The organism is Achromobacter sp. NPDC058515, from assembly GCF_042721735.1.
Lineage (GTDB): Bacteria > Pseudomonadota > Gammaproteobacteria > Burkholderiales > Burkholderiaceae_B > Achromobacter.
Genome location: NZ_JBHXNI010000014.1, coordinates 1 through 24,956, shown reverse-complemented (window position 1 = coordinate 24,956; position 24,956 = coordinate 1). Strand labels below are relative to the sequence as shown.

Sequence of the window (24,956 nt, the reverse complement as noted above, 5' to 3'; positions counted from 1 at the left end):
CCTCCGGAGAATGAATCATGATTAATTGGGAAGACGACACCATCGCAACGCAACCTGCGCAATCCCCCGCACCCGCGGCGGGTGGGCAGGCTGCGCCCGAAGTCCGGGCGGCGACGGGCGTATTCGGCGACACCGCCATGCCCACGCCCGCCGCGCCTGAACACGCGGCGGGCCTGGCCGCCAGCGGCACAGCCACCTCGCAGCGCGTCAAGGTTGCCGACAAGCGCATCATCAACGGCCAGACGGACGTCAACCAGCTTGTGCCCTTCAAGTACAAGTGGGCTTGGGAAAAGTACCTGGCGACTTGCGCCAACCACTGGATGCCGCAAGAAATCAACATGTCGCGCGACATCGCCCTCTGGAAGAACCCGAACGGGCTCACCGAGGACGAGCGCCGCATCGTCAAGCGCAACCTGGGTTTCTTCGTCACGGCCGACTCGCTCGCCGCGAACAACATCGTGCTGGGCACCTACCGCCACATCACGGCGCCCGAATGCCGCCAGTTCCTGCTGCGCCAGGCATTCGAAGAAGCCATCCACACGCACGCCTATCAATACATCGTCGAAAGCCTGGACCTGGACGAAGCGGAGATCTTCAACGCTTACAACGAAGTTCCGTCCATCCGCGCCAAAGACGAGTTCCTGATCCCGTTCATCGACGCGATCGCGGACCCCAACTTCAAGACGGGCACGCCCGAAGCCGACCAGACGCTGCTGAAGTCGCTGATCGTCTTCGCTTGCCTGATGGAAGGCCTGTTCTTCTATGTTGGCTTCACGCAGATCCTGGCGCTTGGCCGCCAGAACAAGATGACCGGCGCCGCCGAGCAGTACATGTACATCCTTCGCGATGAATCCATGCACTGCAACTTCGGCATCGATCTGATCAACACCGTCAAACTGGAAAATCCGCATCTTTGGACGCCGGAATTCCGCGAAGAAATTCGAGAACTCTTCCGCAAAGCGGTCGAACTCGAATACGCTTACGCCGAAGACACGATGCCGCGCGGCGTGTTGGGCTTGAACGCACCTATGTTCAAATCCTACCTGCGCTTCATCGCCAACCGTCGTTGCCAGCAAATCGGTATCGAACCGCTGTACCCGCAGGAAGAGAATCCCTTCCCGTGGATGGCGGAAATGATCGACCTTAAAAAGGAACGCAACTTTTTTGAAACTCGCGTGATCGAATACCAAACCGGTGGCACGCTGAGCTGGGAGTAACGCAGTTCGCCATCGAGCCCGGCGCGGGCACGCTCTCTCTCCATATAGATAGGGCGTTGCGTTCGCGACAGGCTTGATGGCGGTCTCCCCGGTCAGGGTGTTTTCGAACACGTAGAACAAGCGGTCGGCGGTCTGTGATCAGATTGCCTACCGGCGCCATTTGAAATGGCTCGCGCCAAAGGAGCGGGGGCCATATCAAATGGCTGTGCCGAATTCATTAGCGCAAACCGTAGTAGCTGTTGCTCGCACAGAACAGCGGCATGCGCCGATGAATAGCCCGGGCACGGCTCGCCTTGTCGGCGAGCCGGGGCACGGGTTTAAGTTCTGGGACCCCTGAACCTAAGGAGCATGACCATGGCAACAGCCAAGAAAGCCGTAAAGAAAGCAGCGGTGAAGAAGCCCGCCGCCAAAAAGGCAGTAGCGAAGAAGGCCGCACCGGCCAAGAAAGCTGCCGTCAAGAAGGTAGCAGTCAAGAAAGTCGCCGCCGCCAAGAAGCCGGCAGTGAAGAAGGTTGCCGCCAAGAAGCCGGCAGCCAAGAAGGTCGTCGCCAAGAAAGCGGTAGCCAAGAAGGCCGTCGCCAAGAAGGCGGTTGCCAAGAAGGCCGTCGCCAAGAAAGCGGTAGCCAAGAAGGTCGTCGCCAAGAAGGCGGTTGCCAAGAAGGCCGTCGCCAAGAAAGCGGTAGCCAAGAAGGCCGTTGCCAAGAAAGCGGTTGCCAAGAAGGCCGTCGCCAAGAAAGCGGTAGCCAAGAAGGCCGTCGCCAAGAAGGCGGTTGCCAAGAAGGCCGTCGCCAAGAAGGCCCCTGCCGCCAAGAAAGCGGTTGCCAAGAAGGCTGTAGCCAAGAAGGCCCCCGCTGCCAAGAAGGCTCCGGCTGCCAAGAAGGCTCCCGCCGCCAAGAAGGCTCCGGCCGCCAAGCCTGCTGCTGCCGCCAAGAAGCCTGCTGCGAAGAAAGCCGCTCCGAAGAAGCCCGTAACGCCGCCGACCACGGCTGCCGCCCCGGGCGCGAAGACCGCGCTGAATCCCGCTGCGTCGTGGCCGTTCCCGACGGGTGGCCGTCCTTAATCAGGACGGTTCGAAGCGCTAGCTTCACTAGAGCCGCCTGGCCTTGGCCGGGCGGCTTTTTTGCGTTGGGCCGCCCCAAGGCAAAGGCGCCCCTAGTGTGTAAAGGCGTCCCGGACATCCATGAGACGCCCGCCCAGCCTGAAGCTTGTCTCCCGCAAGTGTCACACACCGCACCGGCGGGAGGCGTGCGCCAGGCGGGGGGTTTTTTCACTCTTGGCGTGCGACAATTGACTCCTCTTTTTTGGGGTGATCGCGTCCATGCTCGGTGAAATCTTCCGCTTCCTTCTCGAAATCGTGTTCACGCTGTTCGGCGCGGCGCTGATTGCCCGCGCCTGGATGCACGCGATACGGCTCCATCCCTTCAACCCGTTGGCGCGCGTGATCTACCAGGCCACCAATTGGCTGGTGATGCCGCTGCGCAAGATCATTCCCGCAGGCAACAAGATCGACTGGACCAGCCTGGTCGCCGCCTGGCTCGCCGCGCTGATCTACCTGGTGCTGATCTGGCTGGTGGCCATCGGCGCGCTGATCCCGGCCGCCCTGCTGCCCGCCGCGATGGGGTCGGCGTTGATCATGACCGCCAAATGGGCGCTGAACCTGGTGGTGTGGCTGACGCTGATCCAGGCGGTGCTGTCCTGGGTCAACCCGATGGCGCCCATGATGCCGCTGCTGCAATCGCTGACCGCGCCGATGCTGGATCCCATCCGCCGCGTCCTTCCGCGCACGTCGATCGACTTCTCGCCGCTGGTGCTTCTGATCGTGGCGCAGGTCCTGCTGATGGTCCTGGCTCGTCTGAGCTACGGCATGATGGGCGTGTAATGCGCCCGGCGGGGCAACGCCCCGCCTGATGCGGAAACCACGCTACACCGGAATCGCGGTGTAGATCTCGATCAGCTTCTTGCGGTCGATCTTGTGGTTGTTCGACATAGGCAGCGCCGGGCAGGCAACCAGCTCGGACGGCACCATATAGGGCGGCAGGCGCTCAGCCAGCCGCGATTTCCATCCCTCCAGCGCATCCGCCGCCAGCAGGCTTGCAGCCTGGTCCTGCGCGCCCAGCCCCGCCACGAAGCCGATCAGGCGCACCGCCGTGCCGTCGGGCCGGCGCAGCACCGCGCAGGCGCTGCCTTCCACGCCCGGCAGGCTGTGCAAGGCCTCGTCGATTTCGGCGAGTTCGATCCGGTAGCCATTCAGCTTGATCTGGTCGTCCATCCGGCCTCGGCAGAACAGCAGGCCGCCCTCCTCCATTTGCCCCAGATCGCCCGTGCGGAATGCACGGCGCCCATCGGCGTAGGTGTAGAGCTTGGCCTCGTTCAGGTCGGCCCGGTTCAGATAGCCGCGCATGACGTGGTCGCCCACGATGCAGATCTCGCCTTCGTCCACCATCAGCACGCTGTCGGGCTTGGCGTGTCCCACCGGCAGCGGATCATGCGCCGCCAGCACGGCGTCGGTGACCTCGATCCAGGTGGTGGCCACGGTAGCCTCGGTCGGACCGTAGGTGTTCAGGATGACCGCGTCGGGGAACCGCTGGCGCAGCTTCTTGGCCAGCGCCGCAGGCAGGGGCTCGCCGCAAAAGAGGAAGGTGCGCAGCGTGGGCAGCGTGGCGGGCGAAAAATCGCGATTGGCCAGCTGCTGGTGCGCGAACGACGGCGTGGATACCCACACCGTCACGCCATGCCCGGCCAGGCGGGGCATCCAGGCGCCGGCCGCCGCGATCTGCTCGCGCGCGTTCAGCACGCAGCTGCCGCCGGACGCCAGGGTGGCGAACACTTCATACATGGACAGGTCGAAGCTGAACGGGGCCTGGTTCATGAATACCGGCGCGTCGCCCAGTCCGAAGCTGCCCAGCATCCAGTCGCCCAGCAGGCCGACGCTCTCGCGGCCGATCTGCACGCCTTTCGGATCGCCGGTGCTGCCGGAGGTGAACATGACGTAGGCCAGGCCGCGTTCGGCTAGCGCGGCGCCCTCGCCCGGCGTGAAGCTGCCCGCCGCGGCATCATAGACGGCGGCCGCGCGGACGATCTCGACGATGCGGCGCAAGCGCTCGGGCGGATAGATGGTGTCCACCGGCACGAACGGCGCGCCGATCAGCAAGGCGCCCACCATGGCGACGAAGAACGAGGCTTCCTTGTGGCCATAGATGGCCACTGGCACATCGGGCGCAACCCCGTGCTTGCGCGCCTCGTCGGCCCAGCCGCCTGCCTCGTCGCGCAGTTGCGCCCAGGTCAGGCTGCGGTCGGCGGCGGCAATGGCTAGCGCGTCGGGAGCGCGCTCGGAATCCACGAACTGGAAGGACTTCAGGTCGAAACGCATGCCGCGACTCCCGGCGTCAGATGGGGCTGCGGCCGCTGAACACGTAAAGCGCCAGCGCAGCCAGGATCAAGGTAAGCACGCGCCCGAGAAAGCGCATGACGGGCTGCGCCAGCGCGGCCTGCAAAGCCGGCCGCGTGCGCGAGGCATTGATCAGCAGGTTGTGGCCCACCGAATACATGCCGAACATCAGGCCGCTGACGATGTAGTGCAGCGACAGGCCGTTCCATACGCCCATGGCCAGCAGGGTGGCGAAGATGCCGATGTTCTGCGCCGCCATGCGGTGCCGGCCGAAGAACCTGGTCTTGCTCAACGCCTTGTAGATGGGCATGAACACCACGTCGCGCAGCCATTCCGACAGGCTGATGTGCCAACGGCGCCAGAAGTCCTGCGGATTCAGCGTGGCCAGCGGATTGCGGAAGTTGATCGGCAAGGTAAAGCCGAACAGCATGCCGATGCCGATCGCCATCGTGGAATAGCCGGCGAAGTCAAAGAACAGGTAGGCGCTGTAGAGCGAAGCGTTCAGCGCCACGCCGGTGAACGAATAGTCGTGCGCGTCCAGCGTCGCCAGGCCGTAGCGCCAGATCAGTTCGGCCAGGCCGAACTTCTGGATGACGCCCAGCATGATGAGCTCCAGGCCGGTCAGCCAGGTATTCAGGTTCACGCCTTCGTAGCCGCGCTTCAGATCCTCCTGGAACGCGCGCCAGCGATACATGGGGCCGGCCAGCAGCGTCAACGGGAAGAAAAGGTAGATGAAGTAGTCGAGCGGCGAAATGCGTTCGTTGCGCGGCGCGAACAGCAGCACGTCGATGGCGCGGAAGGTCGCGAACGACAGGCCCAGCATGGCGCCCAGGTGCGAGACGCCCGTCTTCACCAGCAGCAGCGGCGTCATCGTGATGATGACGGCCAGCCAGGTGGGGATGTAGTTGCGGCGCATCGCCCACAGCGCGCTGCCCGAAATGGCCAGGAGCGCAATCGGCTGGTAGGGCCGCGCCCAGAACACCGCCATCCAGACACCCAGGCAGATGACGCCGATGATGTGCCGGTAGCCGATGCGCAGCGGCATGCCGAAGGAGCGGTACGCCAACAGGCCCAGGCCGCCGAACAGGGCGCCGCCAAAAAAACTCAAGCTTGCGAACAATTCCATGCTGCGCTCAGAACTGTTGGTACTGGAATTCGACCTTGATCGGTCCGCCGCTGCCCGTCGTGGGCTGCGCCTGCAGCACGAACACCAGGATCACCCCGATGTACAGGCACAAATGCCAGAAGAACCGGCGTCCCCACGGCGCGCCCGCGTTGCGCGCCTCCTGGCCCGCCACGGGGGCATTTTTTTCTGACGCGGCTCTACGAAAGAATTTCATCGGGAAAAGTACTCCGCAATGCCTTGGTCGGCCATTGCCCAGCCGAGTTCGGCCAGATGCATGTCGTCGCGGACCATGCCCGGTTCAAAGGGAATGCTGTAGAGATCCAGGCAGCCCATCTGATAACGCGCGCACATGCCGGTAATGGCAGCCACCACCGGGTCGAAGCGCTCGACGTCCAGGATGAGCTTGGGGTTGAACGGCTGGATGACGAAGTAGGCCCTGACCTTGCGCTTTTGCAGCAGGGCCATCACGCGCGACAGATCGCCCAGCTCGGCGCGGGTGATCGGGTCGATGTCGGCGAACTCGTTGCGGGCTGGCGAGTACAGCGGCGCCAGGTACTGCTTGTAGTAGTCGTCGCGCACGTCGTAGGGGTTGTTGCCCCCCAGGGTGCGCTCGACCTCGCGCGCCTCATGGGTCAGCCGCCCCCACTGCCCCGAGTTCAGGCGGGCGGACGACGGCCACGAGACAAAACGGTGCGCGGGCACGGACAGCTTGCTGCGCGGACGGTCGGGGGCAGGTTCCTTGCGCGCGTTCCACCACAGCGCCAGCTTGTCCTTCAGCTCGGCGACCTGGCCATTGGCGATGAGCCACAGCAGGCCCCAATTGGCGTTGTCGCTGATCCAGGTCTGCATCTGCTCGCGGGTGCTGGGCTGGTCCCACAGGCGGTCCCAGACCGGGCCCGTCACGTGCTCGGCAAATGCGCTGCGCGGCAACTGTCCGCCGGACGCGAACCAGGCGGGCGACACCATGATCGCCAGCCGCGTGTTGGGCGTGAGCGAATCCGCCACCGACTCCAGCACGCTGACAATGCCGTAGGACTGGAACATCGCATGGCCGTAGGCCAGCGTCGGCACCTTCAGCTCTTCCGGGAAGAAGCGGTAAGGCACGAAACGCAGATCATGGCTGGACAGTTCGGACGAACCCAGCACGACCAGCGTCCCATCGCTCAGGGCGTTGCCCAGGCGATTGAGGTTGACGTGCTGGGTGCCCCAGTCCGGCCCCAGGTTGGGCAGGTAGTTGCTCTTGTTGGCCGCGGCGGTCGAGGGGGTCGACACGGGACTGACGATGCGGCTGAGCAGGTCATCCGCGCCGCAATACGTCCCCACCGCCAAAGCCACCGCCGTCGCGGCGGCCGCGACATGGGACAGCAAACGGGTATTACGAAGTATGGGCAGCGACATAGTCGGCAAGCACGCGGACCGACTGAAGGTGCAGAGCGATTTCAGGAGCCGGGATGCTGCAGCCGTACTCGGACTCGACCGCCAGCGTGATGTCCACGGCGGCGAGCGAATCGACCAGGCCGGTGGCAATCAGTTGCGTGTCGGGAGTGACTTTCTTCATGACGATCGACTCGACGATCTCGCCGATCTTGGTGTGGAGTTCTTGCTCGGTATGCATAGGTATTGCAGCGTAACGTTGCCGTGTAGGCAAAACATCCCCCGCCCCGGGATTCAGGACGTTGAGGATACAGAAAAGAGCTGAAACTCAACTGAAAAATCCAGCCCTCCAGCGTGACAGCACGACGCACTCAGTTACATTAAATCCGGGGCGCGCCGCCGATCGCAGTTCGCAATCATTGCACTTCGGCCGGCGAATCGCCATGAGACTTATGGAGGAAAAGGCAGGGAAACGGGAGGCCTGCGGGTAAATCCCGGGTGCTGCGTTGCAGCGGAGCGACAGATTTTTACGCCGGCGAGTACCGGACCCGGCCCCGTTATCGGTCGAAGCCCTGGAAGGCAAGGTTGGGGCCAGGCGAAAAAAAAGCCCGCTTTCGCGGGCTTTTTATTACATCGGCGTGACGCGTGTCGGACCTGCGCCGCTGATCACCTGGACGCGCTGGCCCACGCTGACGGGCACATCCGCTTCCTGGGCGACGACGCGGGTTTCGCCGTTATCGAGGCGCACCGTGATTTCGAAGCCGGAATTCCTGCCGGTCTGGTTTTCCACGGCATTACCGGCCAAAGCGCCCAGAATGGCGCCGCCGACGGTGGCAATGGTGCGGCCAGTGCCGCCCCCAATTGCGTTACCCGCCACACCGCCCAACGCGCCGCCGGCCACCATGCCGACACCGCTGGACCGGTCGTTCTGAATGACAATGGGGCGCACGCCCGTGACCGTGCCCGTGCGGACGATCTGTTCGCGCTGCGCCTGGTCATAACTGTAAACACCGCTGGAAGCGCTGCGATTGGCGCAGCCGCCCAGCACAGCCATCGACGTCACGACTGCTGCGATGGCCAACCAGCGGCCGGTGCGCGGCGTCACCAGGGAAAACGATTTAATTTGGTTCATTTGGACTCCTCGATCGGGCAACCCCGACGATGGTTGATCATACCCGCGCGCGCCTCCCGGAAAGCAGGTCCGCAACACACTGAAACGCACCGCCAGACCCTGCAAAGAGCCGCTTGAAACGGCGCCCGGCAGGCCGCCGCCCCTTGTAGATCCAACATTTATTCGACCCGGCCGGGGCGTCGTGGTTCCCAAATGAAACCGTCCGGTCAGGCCGGCAGATGAATGCCGTAGGTGGCATGCAGCACGGCGTCGATCTCCGCGCGGGTGGGCGCGTGATTCTGCGGACCGCGCGACGCGATCTTGATCGCGCCCATGACGTTGCCCAGGCGGCAGCTGTCTTCCCAGCCCCAGCCGCTGGTCAGGCCGTAGAGCAGGCCGCCGCGCTGCGCATCGCCGCAACCGGTAGGGTCCACCACCTGGGCGGCGCGCACCGGCGCGATCTGGATGGTCTTGCCGCCGGTGAGCAAGGTGGCGCCTTCGGCGCCGCGCGTCACCACCACCGCTTGCAGGGTGCTTGCGATGTCGGCGACGCTGCGGCCCGTGCGCTGCTCGACGACGCCCGCTTCGTAGTCGTTGACGGTCAGCGCCTGCGCAAGCTTGAGCATGCGCTCGAGGTCGGCGCCGTCAAACAGCGGCATGGCCTGGCCCAGGTCGAAGATGAAAGGAATGCCGCGCCGATGCAGGCGTTCTGCGTGGGCAAACATGCCTTCCTTGGCGTCCGGCGCGACAATGGCCCAGGCCGCGTCGGCGTCGCTCAGGTCGTTCTCGGCCGCGAACGACATGGCGCCCGGGTGGAAGGCCGTGATCTGGTTGTCGTCCAGGTCGGTCGTAATGAAGCACTGCGCAGTGAACGTCTCGGGAATGATCTTGACGCGGCTGACGTCGATGCCCAGGGCCGACAGGCGCTCCAGGTATTCGCCGGCGTCTTCGCCCACCGTCGCGACCGGCACGGGCTTGCCGCCCAGCAGATTCATGTTGTAGGCGATGTTGCCCGAGCAGCCGCCGTATTCCTTGCGCATGCTGGGCACCAGGAAAGACACGCTCAGGGATTGGATGCGGTCAGCAAGAATATGCTCCTTGAAACGCCCTTCGAACACCGCGATGGTGTCAAACGCCATGGAGCCGCAAACCAGAACCGGGGTTGTCATGCTTGTCATCCTTTAAGGAAAGAACTTATCGAGTTGGTAGCCATTGACTTGAACACCGGTCACCTCAATGGGCACGGATATCTTCAGCTCGCCGGCGGGGCCGAACGGCCCGCGCAACTGCTCGGGCGTGAGGTAGTTTTCGGGCATCAGCACCTTGCGCACCACCACCGTGTCCGACAGGTCGGTCAGGTCCAGCACCAGCGCCGGCCAGTGCTGCGGCTTGTCGTAGCGGTTGCGCAGGATCAGGCTCAGCACCAGCCGGCTGCGGCCGTCGTCGATCGCGGCCGCGCCCGCCGGCGGCTGTAGGGAAGAAGAGGAAATCGCGATGCGCTCCAGGCGCCGGGCATAGCCCACCGTGCATCCCAGCGGCTTGCAAGCGACATCGAGAACCGGACGCAGCACCGGCGCCGAGTTGGCGATATCGGTGCGATACGCGTACAGCAGCTGCAGGCCCAGCACGACCAGGCCGGCCAGGCAGGCGTAGCCCCACAGCTTGCGCCACAGGCCGCGGCGCTCCTCGCGGTCCTGGTCCAGGAATTCAGGCGGCGCGCGGCCGACGTCCGTGGCGCTGGAATAGCGCGTGCGGGCCTCGCCCAGCACCGGCTCGCCGATGACGTCGCGGTCGAGTTCGTCTTCGCCTTCGTATTCGTCGTCGCGCTCCGCATCGCGCACGTCCTCGTGCTGCGGAGCAGACTCGGGGCCGTCGCGGCGCCGGGCGCCGTCGTCGGCAAACGAGGGTTCGGCGTGATGCGAGGCCTTGCGGCGGCGCGCATCCCAATCGATGACGGGTTCGCCTGCCCTGGCGGCGAGTATGGGTTCGTCGCGATGCGCGGACGGCTGCGCGACGGGCTCGGCCCAGCGCGGCGCCGGCTCCCGGCGGAAAGCGTCGCCGTCATCGTCGGCGCCAATGTCGCCATCGTCGGCGTCGTCGAGGCCATCTTCAGGCAGATCGTCCGGCTCGGCGCGCCGGCGGATGTCGTCCCGGCCGCGCAGCACGGCGGGCGGGATTGCCGGGGGTTCCGGGGCGACGGGTTCGTCCTCCCACGGGGCGATCAGGCGCGGCTCGGCGGCCGGCGTGGGGACGGGCGCGGGAACGGGCGTAGATACGGGTGTAGATACGGGTGTAGATACGGGCTTGGATGCGACCGGAGCGACGACGGGCCGGGATGGAACGGGCGGCGGAACCGGCGTGAAAGACGGAGCCGGGGGCCGGGCGGCGGGTACTGCCGGGATGGGCGGCGCCACAGGCGCGGCGGGCGTGGCCAGCACCGGCGCGGCGGCGGCCGCCGCGGCGGACGACGGCAGCGCAGCGCCGGCAGGCGCCATAGTCGCGATGGGCGCGCCCGGCTCGGGGAGCAGGCAGGCGCGGCCATCGAATACAGTCGAGCACGCGCCGCAGCGCACCAGGCCATTGCGGACCCGGAGCTGGTCAGGCACCACCTTGAAAGAGGTGCCGCACTGCGGGCAACGGGTGGTCAGGGCCATGATGCGAGATCCTGCGGCGACGGCGCTCAGGCTTTCTGGCCGTGCAGGCACACCCAGCCGTCGCGCGCGCGCCAGACCGACATGGCGATCCAGGGCGCATAGGCGGCGGCCACTTCCTCGGCCTGACGCTCCAGCACGCCGGACAGCACGAGATGGCCGCCCGCGGCGACGCGGCCGGCCAGCATGGGCGCCAGCACCTTCAGCGGGTTGGACAGGATGTTGGCGACGACCACTTCGAACGTGCCGTCCGCCAGCGCGTCGGGCAGCATGGCTTGCAGCTCGACGCGGTTGACCTCGGCGTTGAAGATCGTGCTTTGCACCGCCTGGGCGTCGATGTCGACCGCCTGGGTCGGACCCGCGCCCAGCTTGCGCGCGGCAATGGCCAGGATGCCCGAGCCGCAGCCGTAGTCCAGCAAGGCGGCGCCCGCGGGCAGTTCGGCTTCCAGCCACGCGAGGCACAGGTGCGTCGTGGGGTGGCTGCCCGTGCCGAAGGCCAGGCCGGGATCGAGCTCGATATGGATGGCGCCGTCCTGCGTGGGAACGGCTGCCGGATCGAGGCCGGGCACATCGGGATTGTCGCGGTGCCAGCTCGGCACGATCCAGAGGCGTTCGGCGATGTGGATGGGACCGAATTGCGACTGCGTCAGGCGAACCCAATCGGCGTCGGGCACGTCGCGCAGGCTCCAGCCGGCAAACACCGCCGGATCCAGCTCGCCCGCGGCGGCGGCCTCTTCCATGATCTGCGTGGGATCGGCCCCGTCAGGCAGCAACGCGACGACGCGGTTGCGGTCCCAGGCCTGCACGTCGGGCTCGGTGCCGGGTTCGCCGAACAGGGGACGCTCGACTTCGGTGCCCAGGTCGGCGTCCTCGACGGACACCGACAGCACACCCGCGTCGAGCAGCGCATCCGACAGGGCTTCGGCCTGCGCCTCCAGGCAATGGAGCACGAGTTCACGCATGATTTTTCTTCCATCTGGCCAACGGGCCGCGGCATATGCCGCGGCCCGATCGACCGTAAAACGTAGAGATAAAACTAAAAAGGGGCCGCGAGGCCCCGAGTCGTCGATCAGGGACGCTGCGCCAACTTGTTTTCCAGATAGTGGATGCTGGTGCCGCCTTCGATGAAGCGGGCATCCTGCAGCATTTCGCGATGCAGCGGGATGTTGGTGGAAATGCCTTCCACCACCATTTCCGACAGCGCGATGCGCATGCGGGCCAGCGCCTGGTCGCGCGTATCGCCGTAGGTAATGACCTTGGCGATCATCGAATCATAGTTCGGCGGCACGAAATAGCCGTTGAACGCATGCGAATCGATGCGCACGCCGGGACCGCCCGGGGTATGCCAGTTGGTGATGCGGCCGGGGCTGGGCACAAAGCGGAACGGATCCTCTGCGTTGATCCGGCATTCGATCGCGTGGCCCTTGAAGGCGATGTCGCGCTGGCGCAAGGTGAACTTTTCGCCGGCGGCGATCAGGATCTGCTGCTGCACCAGGTCGATGCCGGTGATCAGTTCGGTAACCGGATGCTCGACCTGGATGCGGGTGTTCATTTCAATGAAATAGAACTCGCCGTTTTCATACAGGAATTCGAACGTGCCGGCGCCGCGGTAGCCCATCTTGCGGCAGGCGTCGGCGCAGCGGTCGCCGATGCGCTCGATCAGGCGGCGGGCGACGCCGGGAGCCGGCGCTTCCTCGATGACTTTCTGGTGGCGGCGCTGCATGGAGCAGTCGCGTTCGCCCAGCCAGACGGCGTTGCGGCCGCCATCGGCCAGCACCTGGATTTCGATATGGCGCGGGTTCTCGAGGAACTTCTCCATATAGACTTCCGGGTTGTTGAACGCGGCGCCCGCTTCGGAACGCGTCATGGTGACGGCGTTCAAGAGCGCGGCCTCGGTGTACACCACGCGCATGCCGCGGCCACCGCCGCCGCCAGCCGCCTTGATGATGACCGGGTAGCCGACTTCGCGCGCAATGCGCACGATTTCCTGCGGATCGTCGGGCAAAGCGCCTTCCGAACCCGGCACCACCGGCACGCCGGCTTCGATCATGGCGCGCTTGGCGCTGACCTTGTCGCCCATCAGGCGGATGGTGTCGGGACGCGGGCCGATGAACACGAAGCCGCTCTTTTCGACGCGGTCGGCGAAGTCGGCATTTTCGGACAAGAACCCGTAACCCGGGTGGATTGCCTCGGAATCCGTGACTTCGGCGGCCGAAATGATGGCCGGCATGTTCAGGTAGCTTTCACGCGACGGCGCGGGCCCGATGCACACGGATTCGTCGGCCAGGCGCACGTACTTGGCTTCGCGGTCGGCCTCGGAGTGAACGACCACGGTTTTGATGCCCAGCTCGCGGCAAGCGCGCTGAATGCGCAGGGCGATTTCGCCCCGATTGGCGATCAGGATTTTTTCGAACATTTTCAGCTATCAGCCAATGACGAACAGGGGTTGACCGTACTCGACGGGCTCACCGTTTTCGACCAGGATTTCTTTGATGACGCCGGACTTGTCGGCTTCGATTTCATTGAGCAGCTTCATGGCTTCAATGATGCACAGCGGATCGCCTTCCTTGACGGTGGCGCCCACGTCGATGAACGGCGCGGCGCCCGGGTTCGGCGAACGGTAGAAGGTGCCAACCATGGGGGCCTTCACGACGTGGCCCTGGATGACCGGCGCGGCTTCGGCCACCGGCGCGGCGGGAGCAGCGGCCTGGGCCACGGGCGCGGCGGGCACGCCGGCTTCGGGCTGGTGGTAGGCCACCGGCTGCAAGGTCTGCGAGAACTTGACGATCCTCACCTTGCCTTCGCCTTCGGTGATTTCCAGCTCGGCGATACCCGATTCAGCCACCAGGTCGATCAGGGTTTTGAGTTTTCGAAGATCCATAGAAGCTGCTTCCCGAGATAGTGTCGGCGGCGTCCCAGCGTCGGGTCCGCGCCGTATAAGATGTAAAAGCGGTGAATTAGTGCGAGATCAGTGCCGCACTGCGTAACGCAGAGCCGCCTCGTAGCCATCCGCGCCCAGTCCGCAGATCAGGCCTTGCGCCAAGTCGGACAGATAGGAGTGATGCCTGAAGGGCTCTCGCTTATACAGATTGGACAAATGTACTTCAATAAATGGGATCGCGACCCCAGCCAGCGCATCGCGAATTGCGACGCTGGTGTGCGTATATGCCGCTGCGTTGATGATGATGAAGTCTGTGCCGTCTTGCCGGGCCGCTTGAATGCGGTCAACCAGCGCGCCTTCGTGATTGCTCTGCCACGCGGTCAGCGTGGCGCCCAGTTCGCCTGCAAGCAGCTCAAGACGCTCATTGATCTGGAGCAGCGTGAGACTGCCGTAGATATGAGGTTCCCGGGTGCCGAGCAGGTTCAGGTTCGGGCCATGCAATACCAGTATGTTTTGCGCCATGCGCTTGCCAATGAGTGGATTGCCAATTGTTGGCAAAACAGCCGATAAACCAGCTTTTTACGCCAATTCCTACTATTTGTCCAACAGACTTACGCCTTCAAACCAGATAGGGTTTTATCCAGATCATCGGGCTGTATTTCACCCAATATCTTCCGGTTAATTCCGCCATCTGCATTGAAAACAATAGTAAAAGGCAGACCGCCGCTGGGGTTTCCCAGCTTGCGCAGGGTATCGATAGCCCCGGCGCCGATAACCCACAAGGGGTAGGAAACCTGTACTTTCTCGACAAATTTTTGCATATTGGCGGCAGAATCAACACCGATGCCGACAAACCGAATATGCGGGTATTTTTTCTGCAAGGCGTCGAGTTCGGGCATTTCCTTCACGCAAGGCGCGCACCAGGTTGCCCAGAAATTGACCACCATGGGCTGACCCTTCCAGCCGGCCAGCGAATGCGATGCGCCGTTCAGGTCCGGAAGCTGCATCTGCATCAGCGCGGCGACGGGATCGCCGGCATCGGCCGGCGCCGCGGGAGCCTGGGGCTTGCGGCCCAGCAAGGTCAAGCCGCCCGCAACCGTGGCGGCCACCGCCACGGCGGCGGAAAGGAGTAGGCGTCGATTCATGGCGCGATCATAACCGCTGCGGCCGTTTTTCGCCGCCGCCCGGCGGCGGATGCCCGCCAGCCCTCTATATATACAATGCGGGACAGGAGAGTTTTCAATGCACCTGCACATTCTTGGCATCTGCGGTACGTTCATGGGCGGCCTGGCGCTGATCGCGCGGGCCGCCGGCCACAAAGTCACCGGTTGCGATGCGGGCGTGTACCCGCCCATGAGCACGCAGCTGTCCGAACAGGGAATCGAGCTGATCGAAGGCTTCGGCGCCGAACAGTTGGCGCTCAAGCCCGACCTGTACGTGATCGGCAATGTGGTCAGCCGCGGCAACCCGCTGATGGAAGCCATACTTGAGTCCGGCGCGCGCTACGTGTCGGGCCCGCAATGGCTGGGCGACAACATCCTGCCCGGCACCCATGTGCTGGCGGTGGCCGGCACCCACGGCAAGACCACCACCAGCTCGATGCTGGCCTGGGTGCTCGAAGCCGCGGGCATGGCGCCCAACTTCCTGATTGGCGGGGTCGCGCAGGACCTGCGCGTGTCGGCCCGCTACGATCCGGCGCGCCGTCCCTTCGTGATCGAAGCGGATGAGTACGACACGGCGTTCTTCGACAAGCGCTCCAAGTTTGTCCACTACCGCCCCCGCACGGCCATCCTGAACAACCTGGAATACGATCACGCCGACATCTTTCCGGATCTGGCGGCGATCGAAACCCAATTCCACCATCTGGTGCGCACCATCCCCGGCTCCGGACGAATCGTGCGCCCGGCGCATTCCGACGCGCTGGACCGCGTGATTGCGCGCGGTTGCTGGTCGGATACCGTCACGTTTGGCGCTGATGGAGCATGGCAAGCCACCGCGGCGGATGCCGACGGCGCATTCGGCGTCGTGCGCGGCGGCGTGGCCGTGGGCACCGTGCGCTGGAACCTCTCGGGCGAGCACAACCGCATGAACGCCCTGGCGGCATTGGCCGCCGCCGAACACGTGGGCGTGCCCGTTGAAGAAGGCATCGCCGCGCTGACCCGCTTTGCCGGCGTCAAGCGCCGCATGGAATTGCGCGGCACCGTCAACGGCATCAAGGTGTACGACGATTTCGCCCACCACCCCACGGCGATCGCCACCACCGTGGAAGGCCTGCGCCGCCAGGTGGGTCCGGCGCGTATCCTGGCAGTGCTGGAGCCGCGCTCCAATACGATGAAGCTGGGCACCATGGCCGCCCGCCTGCCGCAAGCCCTGGCCGATGCCGACCTGGTGTTCTGCTTCGGGGCCCGGGCCGGCAAGCACGCCCTGGGCTGGAATCCGGCCGAGGTGCTGGCGCCCTTGGGCGACCGGGCTTCCAGTTACGATGACATCGGCGCGCTGGTGGACGCCGTGGCCGGCGCCGCCCGTCCGGGCGACCAGGTGCTGGTCATGAGCAATGGCGGCTTCGGCGGCATCCACGGCAAGCTGCTGGACGCCTTGCAGGCGCGTGGCTGATTTTTCAGCGGATTTTGGCAACGCACGACGGGAACGGCAAACAATGATCCTCTACCTACACGGTTTCCGTTCCTCGCCCGCGTCCTTCAAGGCCCGGCTGATGGCCGACGCCATGGCCGGACGCGGCCTGTCCGCGGACTGGGCCTGCCCGCAACTGCCCGCCAGCCCGCGCGAAGCCATGGCCCTGGCGATGGGCATCGCCCGCAACCGCCTGGCCGGCGCCGCCACCCCGCGGGCGCTGACCGTGATCGGCTCGTCCCTGGGCGGTTTCTACGCCACCTGGATCGCCGAGCAGCTCGGCTGCAAGGCGGTGCTGCTGAACCCGGCGGTAGAGGCCGCCCGGGACCTCGCGACCCAGGTCGGCGAGCACCACATGTATCATTCCGACGCGCCGTTCGTCTTTCTGCCCGAATATGTGGACGAACTGGCCGCCATCCATGCCCCCCGCATCACGCAGCCCGACCGGTACTTCCTGATGGCCGCGACCGGCGACGAGGTGCTGGACTGGCGGGAAATGCGCGATCGGTACGCAGGCTGCCGCCAGCGTATCGTGCAAGGCAGCGACCACGGGTTGTCCGATTTCGCGGAATGGATGCCCGAAGTGCTTGAATTCGCCCTTGGCGACAAGCAGGTTCGCCCTCAATAATCAGTATCAAACCTCAACACCCTATATAGCTGCGCAAGGCGGCGCGTGCGCGCCGCCCAGGACGATCCCCACCATGTATGTGTTTTACGAAGACGACGGCAGCTTCAAGGCCGGCAATATCCTGTCCGAGACCGACGCCAGCCTTCAGGTGGAGTCGGAGTCGGGCAAGCGCAGCAAGATCAAGCGCGCCAATACGCTTTTCAACTTCGCCGCGCCCGAACCGGCGGCGCTGATGAGCCAGGCTGCCGCCACCGCCGAGTCCCTGGACCTGCAATTCCTGTGGGAATGCGCGCCGCAGGAAGAATTCGACTCGCCCGCGCTGGCCGCCGACTACTTCGGACATGCCCCCACGCCCGTGGAGCAGGCCGCGCTGCTGATGCGCCTGCACAGCGCGCCGGCGTACTTCCATCGCCGCGGCAAGGGCCGCTACCGCCCCGCCCCGCCGGACATCCTGGCCGCCGCCCTCGCCGCGCTGGACAAGAAGCAGCGCCAGGCCGAGCAGCAGCAGGAATGGGTGGACGAAATGGCCGCCGGACGCCTGCCCGAACCGATCGCGCAGGCCGCCGAGTCGCTCCTGATCCGCCCGGACAAAAATTCGCAGCAATGGAAGGCGCTGGACGCCGCCTGCGCCAAGCTGGGCAAGAGCCCGGACCGCCTGCTGCTCGAACTGGGCGCCTGGCCGCACGCGCTGGCGCTGCACAAGCGCCGCTTCCTGGCCGTGAACTTCCCGCGCGGGTTGGCCTTCCCCGACCTGGAACTGCCGCCCGTCGACCGCGAACTGCCGCTGTCGGACGTCGAGGTCTATTCGGTGGACGATGTCACCACGACCGAAATCGACGACGCGCTGTCCGTCACCCCCCTGCCCGACGGCCGCCTGCGCGTGGGCATCCACGTGGCCGCGCCTGGCCTGACCGTCACCCGCGACAGCGAGTTCGACAAGCTGGCCCGCGCCCGCCTGTCCACCGTCTACATGCCCGGCGACAAGATCCCGATGCAGCCGGACAGCGTCATCAAGGCGTTTTCGCTGGACGCCGGCCGCGAAGTGCCGGTGCTGTCGCTGTACGTCGTGGCCGACCCGGAAACCGGCGAGGTCATCGAATCGGAAACGCGCCTGGAACGCATCGTCGTGCGCGAGAACCTGCGCCACAACATGCTGGATGCGCAGGTCACCGAAGCCAGCCTGGCCGATCCGTCGGCGGAGCTGCCCTACGGCCACTGGCTGCGCCCGCTGTGGAAGCTGGCGCAGGCGCTGTCCGCGCAGCGCGAGAACGTGCGCGGCAAGCCGGAGAACAATTCGCGGGTGGAGTACAGCTTCTACCTGGACGGCAACCCGGACGATCCGGACACGCCCGTGCGCCTGGTGCCGCGCCAGCGCAATGCGCCGCTGGACCGCATGGTGGCCGAATACATGATCCTGGCCAACAACCTGTGGGGCGGCCTGCTGAACACGCACGGCGTGCCGGGCATCTACCGTTCGCAACAGGCCGGGCGCGTGCGCATGAGCACGCAGGCGCTGCCGCACGAGGCCATCGGCGTGCCGCAATACGCCTGGAGCACGTCGCCGCTGCGCCGCTATGTGGACCTGGTCAACCAGTGGCAACTGATCTCCGCGGTCGAGCATGGCGTGTCGGCGCGCCTGGTGGCGCCGTTCAAGCCGCGCGATGCCGACCTGTTCGCGATCATCGGCGCGTTTGACGCGCAATACGCGGCCTGGGCCGAGTTCCAAAGCGCGATGGAGCGCTACTGGTGCCTGCGCTGGCTGAAGCAAAACGGCGTGACCCGCACGGTGGCCCATGTGCTGCGCGACGACCTGGTGCGATTCGGGAATGCGCCGCTGGTGACGCGGGTGGGCGGCATGCCGGAACTGGAGCGCGGGACGGCGGTCGAGATCGATATTCTCGGGATGGATGAGCTGTCGTTGGAGTTGGATTGCCGGTATGTGGGGCAGGTGAAGGTTGAGGCTGCCGAGGATGCGGCGGTTTAGTTTGCTTGCGTTGCTGGGCGGGTTTTCTTCGTAGGCATTTGCTTCAGATCTTCGTAGGCACTTGCGGCTTTGTGGGCAACGGCGTCGGGTCTTCGTAGGTCGCCCGGCGACGCGGGCGATGGGGCTGCGGGTGTCTGGGCCTGTTGCGCTGCTAGATCTGTGGTCAGGACAGGGAATCTGCGGGGCGCTGCCGGTGTCTGACACCCGTGTGAGACGATCTTCAGCTTGGGTCGCCGTCTCATGGGTGTCAGACACCTGGTTCGGGGTTGCATCGGTATCTGCCGGTGTCTGACACCCGCGTGAGACGATCTTCAGCTTGAGCCGCCGTCTCATGGGTGTCAGACACCTATTCTGCATGGGTGTCAGACACCTATTCTGTGCGCCAGGCAGTATCTGACCGTCAACGCCGCGCAGCGGCATCATGGACCGCAAGACGCCGCCAAAGCCCCCGAGGCCGGCCGGGGATGGGCACCGCAAGACCTTCTTTATTTAAAGAATGTGCAGGCCGACATGCCAAGCACGCCATCCTCCCCGGCAACCTGGAAATTTCAACCGCTCGAGTCCGAGCCGCCGCCACCCGGACGCCTCAAGAAACCACCACCTCCCACACCCCCCGTTTACACTCCCCCAAAAAACCCACAACCCAGGAGGAGCAAACATGCGCATTCTGCTGGTCGAGGACAACCTCGATCTGGGCGATGCCGTGGAGAGCAAGCTGCGGTCCGCCGGCCATGGCGTGCAATGGGTCCGAGACGGGGTGGCGGCGTTGCCCGGGGCGAGGACGCCACCGCGGTCATCCGGGTGGAGCAGGTGCGCCTGGCGGACGACCCGGACGGCAACCATGTAGACATGCCGCTCCTGACCAGCATGTATCTGGGCGACCGCTGGGAATATCTGTTCCGCACGCCGGACGCGGATCCCGCGCGCACGCTGGCCCTGCGCGCCTATGGCCCCGAAGGCCGCGAACCCGGCCCCTGCCGCCTGGCGCTGCCCGCGGGCAAGGTCTGGATCTTCCCCCGCGCCGCCGCCTGATGCGCCCTCGTCCATCCGTCCGAGGGCTGTTACAGGTCCCGGACGGGTCGCGCCGCGGACGTGGACTCGCCTTACAATGCGGTCGTGCAACGCCCTGACTCCCCCTCCACGCTGAGCCGTTACCTGCAGTGGCTGGGCTCACCCGCCCAGCACTACCTGCGCATCGGCATTGCAATATCGCTGTTGGTACACGCCGGCGCTCTGGCGTGGCGTTTTGGCGCGCCCGCCCTCACGCGGCCGCCCGTGACCAGCCTGGAGGTCGTGCTGCTCAACGCCCGCAGCGAGACGCCGCCGGACGCGCCGCGCGCCCAGGCGCAGAACCAGATGACCGGCGGCGGCAACGCCGAACGCGGCTTGTCCACGACCCCGCTGCCCCAGACCGGCGCCTCGGCCGAGACCATCGTGCTGGAGGCCATGCGCCGGCGCCAGGTGCAGCTCGAAGCCGAGCAGACCCGCCTGATGACCCAATTGCGCTCGGCGGACAAAGCCGGGACGGAGCGCCAGGCCGTCAATCCGTGGCCGGACGGGGCCGACCTGGGGCAGGACGCCGAGGACCAGGCCAGCATCATCCAGAACGCCCAGGTGGCGGCGCTGGCGGCGCGGGTCCAGCAATACAGCGCCGAACCGCGCAAGCAATTCGTCGCGCCCTCCGCCGAAGCCTCGCGCTACGCCGCCTACCTGGACGCATGGCGCACCCGCATCGAGACGATCGGCACCCAGCACTACCCGGACGAAGCGCGCGGGCGCATCTATGGCTCGCTGCGCATCACGGTATCCGTGCGCGCCGACGGCAGCATCGCCGACGTCGAGATCGACCAGCCCTCGCCGCATGCCGTCCTGAACCAGGCCGCCCGCCGCATCGTCCAGCTGGCCGCCCCGTTCCCCCCGTTCCCGCCCGACATCGCCCGCGATACGGACGTGCTGGTCATCACCCGCACCTGGCATTTCGTCAACGACACCCTGGAAACACAAGCCCCATGACCGAGGCGACTCCCCTGCCCCGCTACGCCGTCATCGGCAACCCCATCGCGCACAGCCGCTCGCCTGAAATCCACGCCATGTTCTCGCGGCAGACCAGCAAGCCGCTGCGCTACGAGCGCCTGCTCGCGCCCGTGGACGGCTTTGCGCAGGCGGTTGCCGCCTTCGTCGCCGAGGGCGGGCTGGGCCTGAACGTGACGGTGCCGTTCAAGCTTGACGCCTATGCGCTGGCGGCCGGCCGACTCTCCAGCCGCGCCCGGCTGGCCGGAGCGGTCAACACCCTGTCCTGGCGCGACGGCGCCTGGCACGGCTGCAATACCGACGGCGTGGGCCTGGTGTCCGACCTGCTGCGCCTGGGCGTGCGCCTTGCCGGCGCGTCCGTGCTGGTGATCGGCGCGGGCGGCGCCGCCCGGGGCGTGCTGCAGCCGCTGGCCGACGCCGGCTGCGCCCGCCTCCATATCGTCAACCGCACGGCCGCGCGCGCCGAAGAGCTGGCCGCCGCCTGGCGCGCGAGCGGCGTGTCGCCCCAGACCCAGGTCACGGCAGGCGCGCTGACGGACGCCGCCACGGCGGACGGCTGGAACCTCGTCGTCAACGCCACGGCCAGCGGCCTGCAGAATGCCGCCCCCGACCTTCCCCGCGGCCTGTACGCGGCCGGCGCGGCCGGCTACGACATGATGTACGGCGCCCGGCCCACCGCCTTCATGAAGCAGGCCGAGGCCGACGGCGCGGCGCTGACGGCCGACGGCCTCGGCATGCTCGTGGGCCAGGCGGCCGAGAGCTTCTTCATCTGGCACGGCGTGCGTCCCGACCCCGCGCCGGTGCTGGCGGCGCTGCGCGAGGCGCTCGTGGCGGGGCGCTGAGCGTCATGGCGACGCGCACTGGCCGCCAAAGCAAGGGCCGTCATTGGTTCCGGATCACCACCGGCATACTGATGGCGCTGCTGTGCGCCGTCCTGCTGTATCAATTCTGGCTGTTCGCCCAGGTCGTCTGGTACAACTACCAGAACCCCGGCAGCAGCGCGATGATGCGGGAAGAGCTGTCCCGCCTGCGCGAGGACAACCCGGCCTTCGAGCTGAAATACGAATGGGTGCCCTACGACAAGATCAACCGCTCGCTCAAGCGCGCGGTGATCGCCTCGGAAGACTCCAAGTTCACCGAGCACGACGGCATCGAGTGGGACGCCATCCGCAAGGCCTGGGAATACAACCAGAAGCAAGAGGAAGCCGGGCGCACCAAGATGCGCGGCGGCTCCACCATCACCCAGCAGCTGGCCAAGAACCTGTTCCTGTCCAGTTCCCGCAGCTACCTGCGCAAGGGGCAGGAACTCGTCCTGGCCTACATGATCGAACACGTCATGAGCAAGGAGCGGATCCTGGAGCTGTATCTGAACGTCGCCGAATGGGGCGTGGGGGTGTTCGGCGCCCAGGCCGCCGCCAAGCATTATTTCAATACCTCCGCCGCCAATCTGGGAGCCAGCCAGTCGGCCCGGCTGGCGGCCATGCTGCCCAACCCGCGCTTCTACGACAGCCACCGCAACTCCAGGTATCTCGGCTCCCGGGTCGGCACCCTGACCCGCCGGATGCAGATGGTGGATATCCCCTGACAGGGAAACCGGATGAAACCGTCCGGCCGCCCACCCTGAGCGGCCGGATTTGTTAAGCTTTCACGTTTACGCGCTCCACACCTTCTTCCCTACATGCGTACCGCACGTCGCTACCTGGCCCGCGAGATCTATCGCTCTTGCGCAGTGGTCCTTATGGCCCTGCTGGGCCTTTTCACGTTCTTCGCTCTGGTGGACGACCTGGACAACGTGGGCGACAAGTTCTCCATGATGGCCCTGCTCTACATGCAGGCGCTGGCGATCCCCACCCGTCTCTACGACCTCCTGCCCATCGGACTCCTGATCGGCGCCATTCTTGCGCTGGCCGGACTGGCCCAGCGCAACGAGCTCGTCATCTTGCGTGTGTCCGGCGTCAGCGGCATGCGCCTGTTGCGGATGCTGTGGGTCGTCACGATCCCGCTGATGATCGGCGCGGGCCTGCTGTCCGAATACGTCACGCCGTGGGCCGAGATGAAGACCGGCGAGGCCAACCTGATGTTCCGCGGCAAGGCCGGCGGCGACCGCTTGAAGAGCGGCTACTGGTTCAAGGAGCCCACCGCCAACGGCGGCACGCGCATCATCAACATCGCCGAACTCAAGGGCGACGGCCAGGTGGCCGGCGTGACGCTCTACGAATTCAAGAAGGACCTGACCCTGTCGGCCCTGTCCACTGCGCCGACCGGCCTGTTCGCCCACGGCGACCTGGTGCTCAAGGACGTCGCCGAAACGCGGCTGGACAGCGAGGCCTCCGAGGCCCTGGCCAACGCGCGCCCGCCGAAGAACCCGCCCGCCACGGTGATCAAGCTGCCCGAGCGCACCGTCGACACCACGCTGAGCGCCGAACGCCTGCTCGCGCGCGTGCTGACCCCGGAACGCATGTCGATCGCCACGCTGCTGGACTACGTGGATTATTTGCGCAACAACCAGCTGCAATATGGTCGACAGGTTGTCGCCTTGTGGCGCAAACTGGCTTATCCGTTCACGCTCCTGGTCATGATCACGATCGCCGCTCCCATCGGACTGATGCAAACCCGCCGCGGCGGCGTGGGCGCCAAGGTTTTCCTGGGCATCCTGCTGGGCGTGGGCTTCTTCATGCTGAACCAGCTTGCCCTTAACGTGGGCATGCTGGGCAAGTGGCCGCCCTGGCTGACTGCCCTGGGCCCGAATCTGGGCGCCATGATCGTGGCGCTGGGCGCGATGAGCTACATGGAATACCGCCACACCATTACCCGTATCGTCCAACAACGCTGGCCTTGGAGCAAAAGTCCCGCATGAACGGCAGTATCTGGATGATCGGCGACGTGCAGGGTTGCTGCTCGCCGCTGGATCGCTTGCTGTCCCACCCCGACCTGGTCGGCGACCCCCGGTCGCGCTTCTGGTTCGCGGGTGATCTGGTCAACCGCGGCCCGCAGTCGCTCGACAGCCTGCGTCGGATCATCGACCTGGGCGATCGCGCAACCGTGGTGCTGGGCAACCATGACCTGCACCTGCTGGCCACGGCCGCGGGCGTCCGCAAGCCGTCCAAATCGGACACGTTCGAGGATATCCTCCGGGCGCCGGACGCGGCTGCCCTGATCAATTGGCTTAGGTTCCGTCCCCTGGCGCATTTCGAGCAAGGCCACCTGCTGGTCCATGCCGGCACGCTGGCCAAGTGGGACGTCGCCAAGACGCTGGCCCTGGCCGGCGAAGTCCAGGACGCCCTGCGCGGCCCCAATTGGCAGAAGGCCTTGCAGAAGATGTACGGCAACGAGCCGGCCACGTGGAAGGAAGACCACAAGGGCGGCAAGCGGATGCGGGTCATCATCAATGCGCTGACGCGTATCCGCCTGTGCACGCCCAACGGGCACATGGAATTCGCCACCAAGGTCACTCCGGGCGCCTGGCCGCCCGGACTGGTCCCCTGGTTCGACGTGCCCCACCGCGCAACGCGCGACGTGACGACGGTTTTCGGACACTGGTCGACGCTGGGACTGCTGCAGCGCACGGACGTGATCTGCCTGGACACCGGCTGCGTGTGGGGGGGAACGTTGACCGCGTTGCGGTTGCAGGATCGGAAGCTGGTGCAGGTCAAGTGTTCGCAGTTTCAGGATCCGATGTCGGAGTGACTGGGGTTGTTCTGACTTGGTGACTTTGGGGCTGTGGGGCTGTGGGGCTGTGGGGCTATGGGGCTGTGGGGCTGTGGGGCTATGGGGCTTCGTAACTTGGTGCTTTAGCTCTTCGTGGGTACCTGCCTCAGGTCTTCGTAGGTCGCCCGGCGACGCGGGCGGTGGGGCTGCGAGCGCCCGCCATTGCGGTCCGGAGCCTTCGCTCCGGACTGCCCCCTCGTCATCTTCGTTGTCGCCTTCGGCGACTG

Annotated in this window: 25 protein-coding genes and 1 pseudogene; 13 read left to right on the top strand and 13 right to left on the bottom strand. The window is 65.7% G+C overall.

Going from position 1 to position 24,956, the window contains the following annotated elements; translation table 11 throughout:
• Window positions 1–17 precede the first annotated feature (17 nt).
• The 3 genes from ACFWP0_RS21900 to ACFWP0_RS21890 all read left to right on the top strand — a co-directional run bounded on the left by ACFWP0_RS21900 (window position 18) and on the right by ACFWP0_RS21890 (window position 3,095).
• Complete coding sequence (locus ACFWP0_RS21900) at window positions 18–1,217, top strand: ribonucleotide-diphosphate reductase subunit beta (protein WP_377845586.1); 1,200 nt, start codon at window positions 18–20, stop codon at window positions 1,215–1,217.
• Between the two features lie 354 nt (window positions 1,218–1,571).
• A complete protein-coding gene (locus ACFWP0_RS21895) occupies window positions 1,572–2,276 on the top strand; it encodes a histone H1-like DNA-binding protein (protein ID WP_377845584.1) in 705 nt (234 codons plus the stop codon).
• Between the two features lie 258 nt (window positions 2,277–2,534).
• Window positions 2,535–3,095 (top strand): YggT family protein, encoded by a 561-nt coding sequence (locus ACFWP0_RS21890; RefSeq protein WP_377845582.1) that lies wholly within the window; start codon window positions 2,535–2,537, stop codon window positions 3,093–3,095.
• A 42-nt stretch (window positions 3,096–3,137) separates the two neighbouring features.
• Here the strand turns inward: ACFWP0_RS21890 and ACFWP0_RS21885 are convergent, their stop codons facing one another.
• The 13 genes from ACFWP0_RS21885 to ACFWP0_RS21825 form a co-directional block, all read right to left on the bottom strand.
• On the bottom strand, window positions 3,138–4,586 hold the full coding sequence (locus ACFWP0_RS21885; protein WP_377845580.1) for a D-alanine--poly(phosphoribitol) ligase: 1,449 nt from the start codon (window positions 4,584–4,586) through the stop codon (window positions 3,138–3,140).
• Window positions 4,587–4,602: 16 nt separating this feature from the next.
• A complete protein-coding gene (locus ACFWP0_RS21880; protein ID WP_377845578.1) occupies window positions 4,603–5,730 on the bottom strand; it encodes an MBOAT family O-acyltransferase in 1,128 nt (375 codons plus the stop codon).
• A 7-nt stretch (window positions 5,731–5,737) separates the two neighbouring features.
• Entirely contained in the window at window positions 5,738–5,944 is a 207-nt protein-coding gene (locus tag ACFWP0_RS21875) for a hypothetical protein (protein WP_377845919.1), read from the bottom strand.
• Window positions 5,941–7,128 carry a D-alanyl-lipoteichoic acid biosynthesis protein DltD gene (locus ACFWP0_RS21870; protein WP_377845577.1) on the bottom strand — a complete coding sequence of 396 codons (1,188 nt, stop codon included), beginning with the start codon at window positions 7,126–7,128 and terminating at the stop codon, window positions 5,941–5,943. The genes ACFWP0_RS21875 and ACFWP0_RS21870 overlap by 4 nt, the downstream gene beginning before the upstream one ends.
• Window positions 7,106–7,345 (bottom strand): acyl carrier protein, encoded by a 240-nt coding sequence (locus ACFWP0_RS21865; RefSeq protein ID WP_377845575.1) that lies wholly within the window; start codon window positions 7,343–7,345, stop codon window positions 7,106–7,108. Before ACFWP0_RS21865 ends, ACFWP0_RS21870 begins: the two co-directional genes overlap by 23 nt.
• A 387-nt stretch (window positions 7,346–7,732) precedes the next feature.
• The gene (locus tag ACFWP0_RS21860; protein ID WP_377845573.1) at window positions 7,733–8,236 is read right to left on the bottom strand and encodes a glycine zipper 2TM domain-containing protein; all 504 of its coding nucleotides are present in this window, start codon (window positions 8,234–8,236) and stop codon (window positions 7,733–7,735) included.
• Window positions 8,237–8,442: 206 nt separating this feature from the next.
• The gene (locus ACFWP0_RS21855) at window positions 8,443–9,384 is read right to left on the bottom strand and encodes a carbohydrate kinase family protein (RefSeq protein WP_377845571.1); all 942 of its coding nucleotides are present in this window, start codon (window positions 9,382–9,384) and stop codon (window positions 8,443–8,445) included.
• A gap of 12 nt (window positions 9,385–9,396) precedes the next feature.
• On the bottom strand, window positions 9,397–10,869 hold the full coding sequence (locus ACFWP0_RS21850; protein WP_377845569.1) for a DUF3426 domain-containing protein: 1,473 nt from the start codon (window positions 10,867–10,869) through the stop codon (window positions 9,397–9,399).
• 26 nt (window positions 10,870–10,895) lie between these two features.
• Window positions 10,896–11,828, bottom strand: coding sequence for a 50S ribosomal protein L11 methyltransferase (prmA, locus tag ACFWP0_RS21845; protein ID WP_377845567.1), 933 nt, complete (start codon window positions 11,826–11,828; stop codon window positions 10,896–10,898).
• Window positions 11,829–11,935: 107 nt separating this feature from the next.
• Window positions 11,936–13,282: an acetyl-CoA carboxylase biotin carboxylase subunit gene (gene accC / locus ACFWP0_RS21840; protein ID WP_377845565.1), complete on the bottom strand. Its 1,347-nt coding sequence runs from the start codon at window positions 13,280–13,282 to the stop codon at window positions 11,936–11,938.
• A 9-nt stretch (window positions 13,283–13,291) separates the two neighbouring features.
• The gene (accB, locus tag ACFWP0_RS21835; RefSeq protein WP_377845563.1) at window positions 13,292–13,747 is read right to left on the bottom strand and encodes an acetyl-CoA carboxylase biotin carboxyl carrier protein; all 456 of its coding nucleotides are present in this window, start codon (window positions 13,745–13,747) and stop codon (window positions 13,292–13,294) included.
• A gap of 87 nt (window positions 13,748–13,834) precedes the next feature.
• Window positions 13,835–14,269: a type II 3-dehydroquinate dehydratase gene (aroQ, locus tag ACFWP0_RS21830; protein ID WP_377845561.1), complete on the bottom strand. Its 435-nt coding sequence runs from the start codon at window positions 14,267–14,269 to the stop codon at window positions 13,835–13,837.
• Between the two features lie 89 nt (window positions 14,270–14,358).
• A complete protein-coding gene (locus ACFWP0_RS21825) occupies window positions 14,359–14,892 on the bottom strand; it encodes a TlpA family protein disulfide reductase (RefSeq protein ID WP_377845560.1) in 534 nt (177 codons plus the stop codon).
• 97 nt (window positions 14,893–14,989) lie between these two features.
• Here ACFWP0_RS21825 and mpl point away from each other — a divergent pair, with 97 nt between their 5' ends.
• From mpl to ACFWP0_RS21775, 10 genes and pseudogenes are all read left to right on the top strand, one after another.
• Window positions 14,990–16,360 carry a UDP-N-acetylmuramate:L-alanyl-gamma-D-glutamyl-meso-diaminopimelate ligase gene (gene mpl / locus ACFWP0_RS21820; RefSeq protein WP_377845558.1) on the top strand — a complete coding sequence of 457 codons (1,371 nt, stop codon included), beginning with the start codon at window positions 14,990–14,992 and terminating at the stop codon, window positions 16,358–16,360.
• A 43-nt stretch (window positions 16,361–16,403) separates the two neighbouring features.
• Window positions 16,404–17,006, top strand: a complete 603-nt coding sequence (locus ACFWP0_RS21815; protein ID WP_377845556.1) for a YqiA/YcfP family alpha/beta fold hydrolase — start codon at window positions 16,404–16,406, stop codon at window positions 17,004–17,006.
• 73 nt (window positions 17,007–17,079) lie between these two features.
• On the top strand, window positions 17,080–18,990 hold the full coding sequence (locus ACFWP0_RS21810) for a ribonuclease catalytic domain-containing protein (RefSeq protein ID WP_377845554.1): 1,911 nt from the start codon (window positions 17,080–17,082) through the stop codon (window positions 18,988–18,990).
• 658 nt (window positions 18,991–19,648) lie between these two features.
• Window positions 19,649–19,759: pseudogene (locus ACFWP0_RS21805) on the top strand (DNA-binding response regulator); the annotation flags it as partial.
• Complete coding sequence (locus tag ACFWP0_RS21800) at window positions 19,732–20,022, top strand: hypothetical protein (RefSeq protein ID WP_377845917.1); 291 nt, start codon at window positions 19,732–19,734, stop codon at window positions 20,020–20,022. The pseudogene ACFWP0_RS21805 and the gene ACFWP0_RS21800, both read left to right, overlap by 28 nt.
• A gap of 84 nt (window positions 20,023–20,106) precedes the next feature.
• A complete protein-coding gene (locus ACFWP0_RS21795; RefSeq protein ID WP_377845552.1) occupies window positions 20,107–21,003 on the top strand; it encodes a TonB family protein in 897 nt (298 codons plus the stop codon).
• The gene (aroE, locus tag ACFWP0_RS21790; protein ID WP_377845551.1) at window positions 21,000–21,863 is read left to right on the top strand and encodes a shikimate dehydrogenase; all 864 of its coding nucleotides are present in this window, start codon (window positions 21,000–21,002) and stop codon (window positions 21,861–21,863) included. Before ACFWP0_RS21795 ends, aroE begins: the two co-directional genes overlap by 4 nt.
• 5 nt (window positions 21,864–21,868) lie before the next feature.
• Window positions 21,869–22,606, top strand: coding sequence for a monofunctional biosynthetic peptidoglycan transglycosylase (gene mtgA, locus ACFWP0_RS21785; protein ID WP_377845549.1), 738 nt, complete (start codon window positions 21,869–21,871; stop codon window positions 22,604–22,606).
• Between the two features lie 93 nt (window positions 22,607–22,699).
• The gene (gene lptG, locus ACFWP0_RS21780; RefSeq protein ID WP_377845547.1) at window positions 22,700–23,878 is read left to right on the top strand and encodes an LPS export ABC transporter permease LptG; all 1,179 of its coding nucleotides are present in this window, start codon (window positions 22,700–22,702) and stop codon (window positions 23,876–23,878) included.
• Window positions 23,875–24,708: a symmetrical bis(5'-nucleosyl)-tetraphosphatase gene (locus ACFWP0_RS21775; RefSeq protein ID WP_377845545.1), complete on the top strand. Its 834-nt coding sequence runs from the start codon at window positions 23,875–23,877 to the stop codon at window positions 24,706–24,708. Before lptG ends, ACFWP0_RS21775 begins: the two co-directional genes overlap by 4 nt.
• Window positions 24,709–24,956 lie beyond the last annotated feature (248 nt).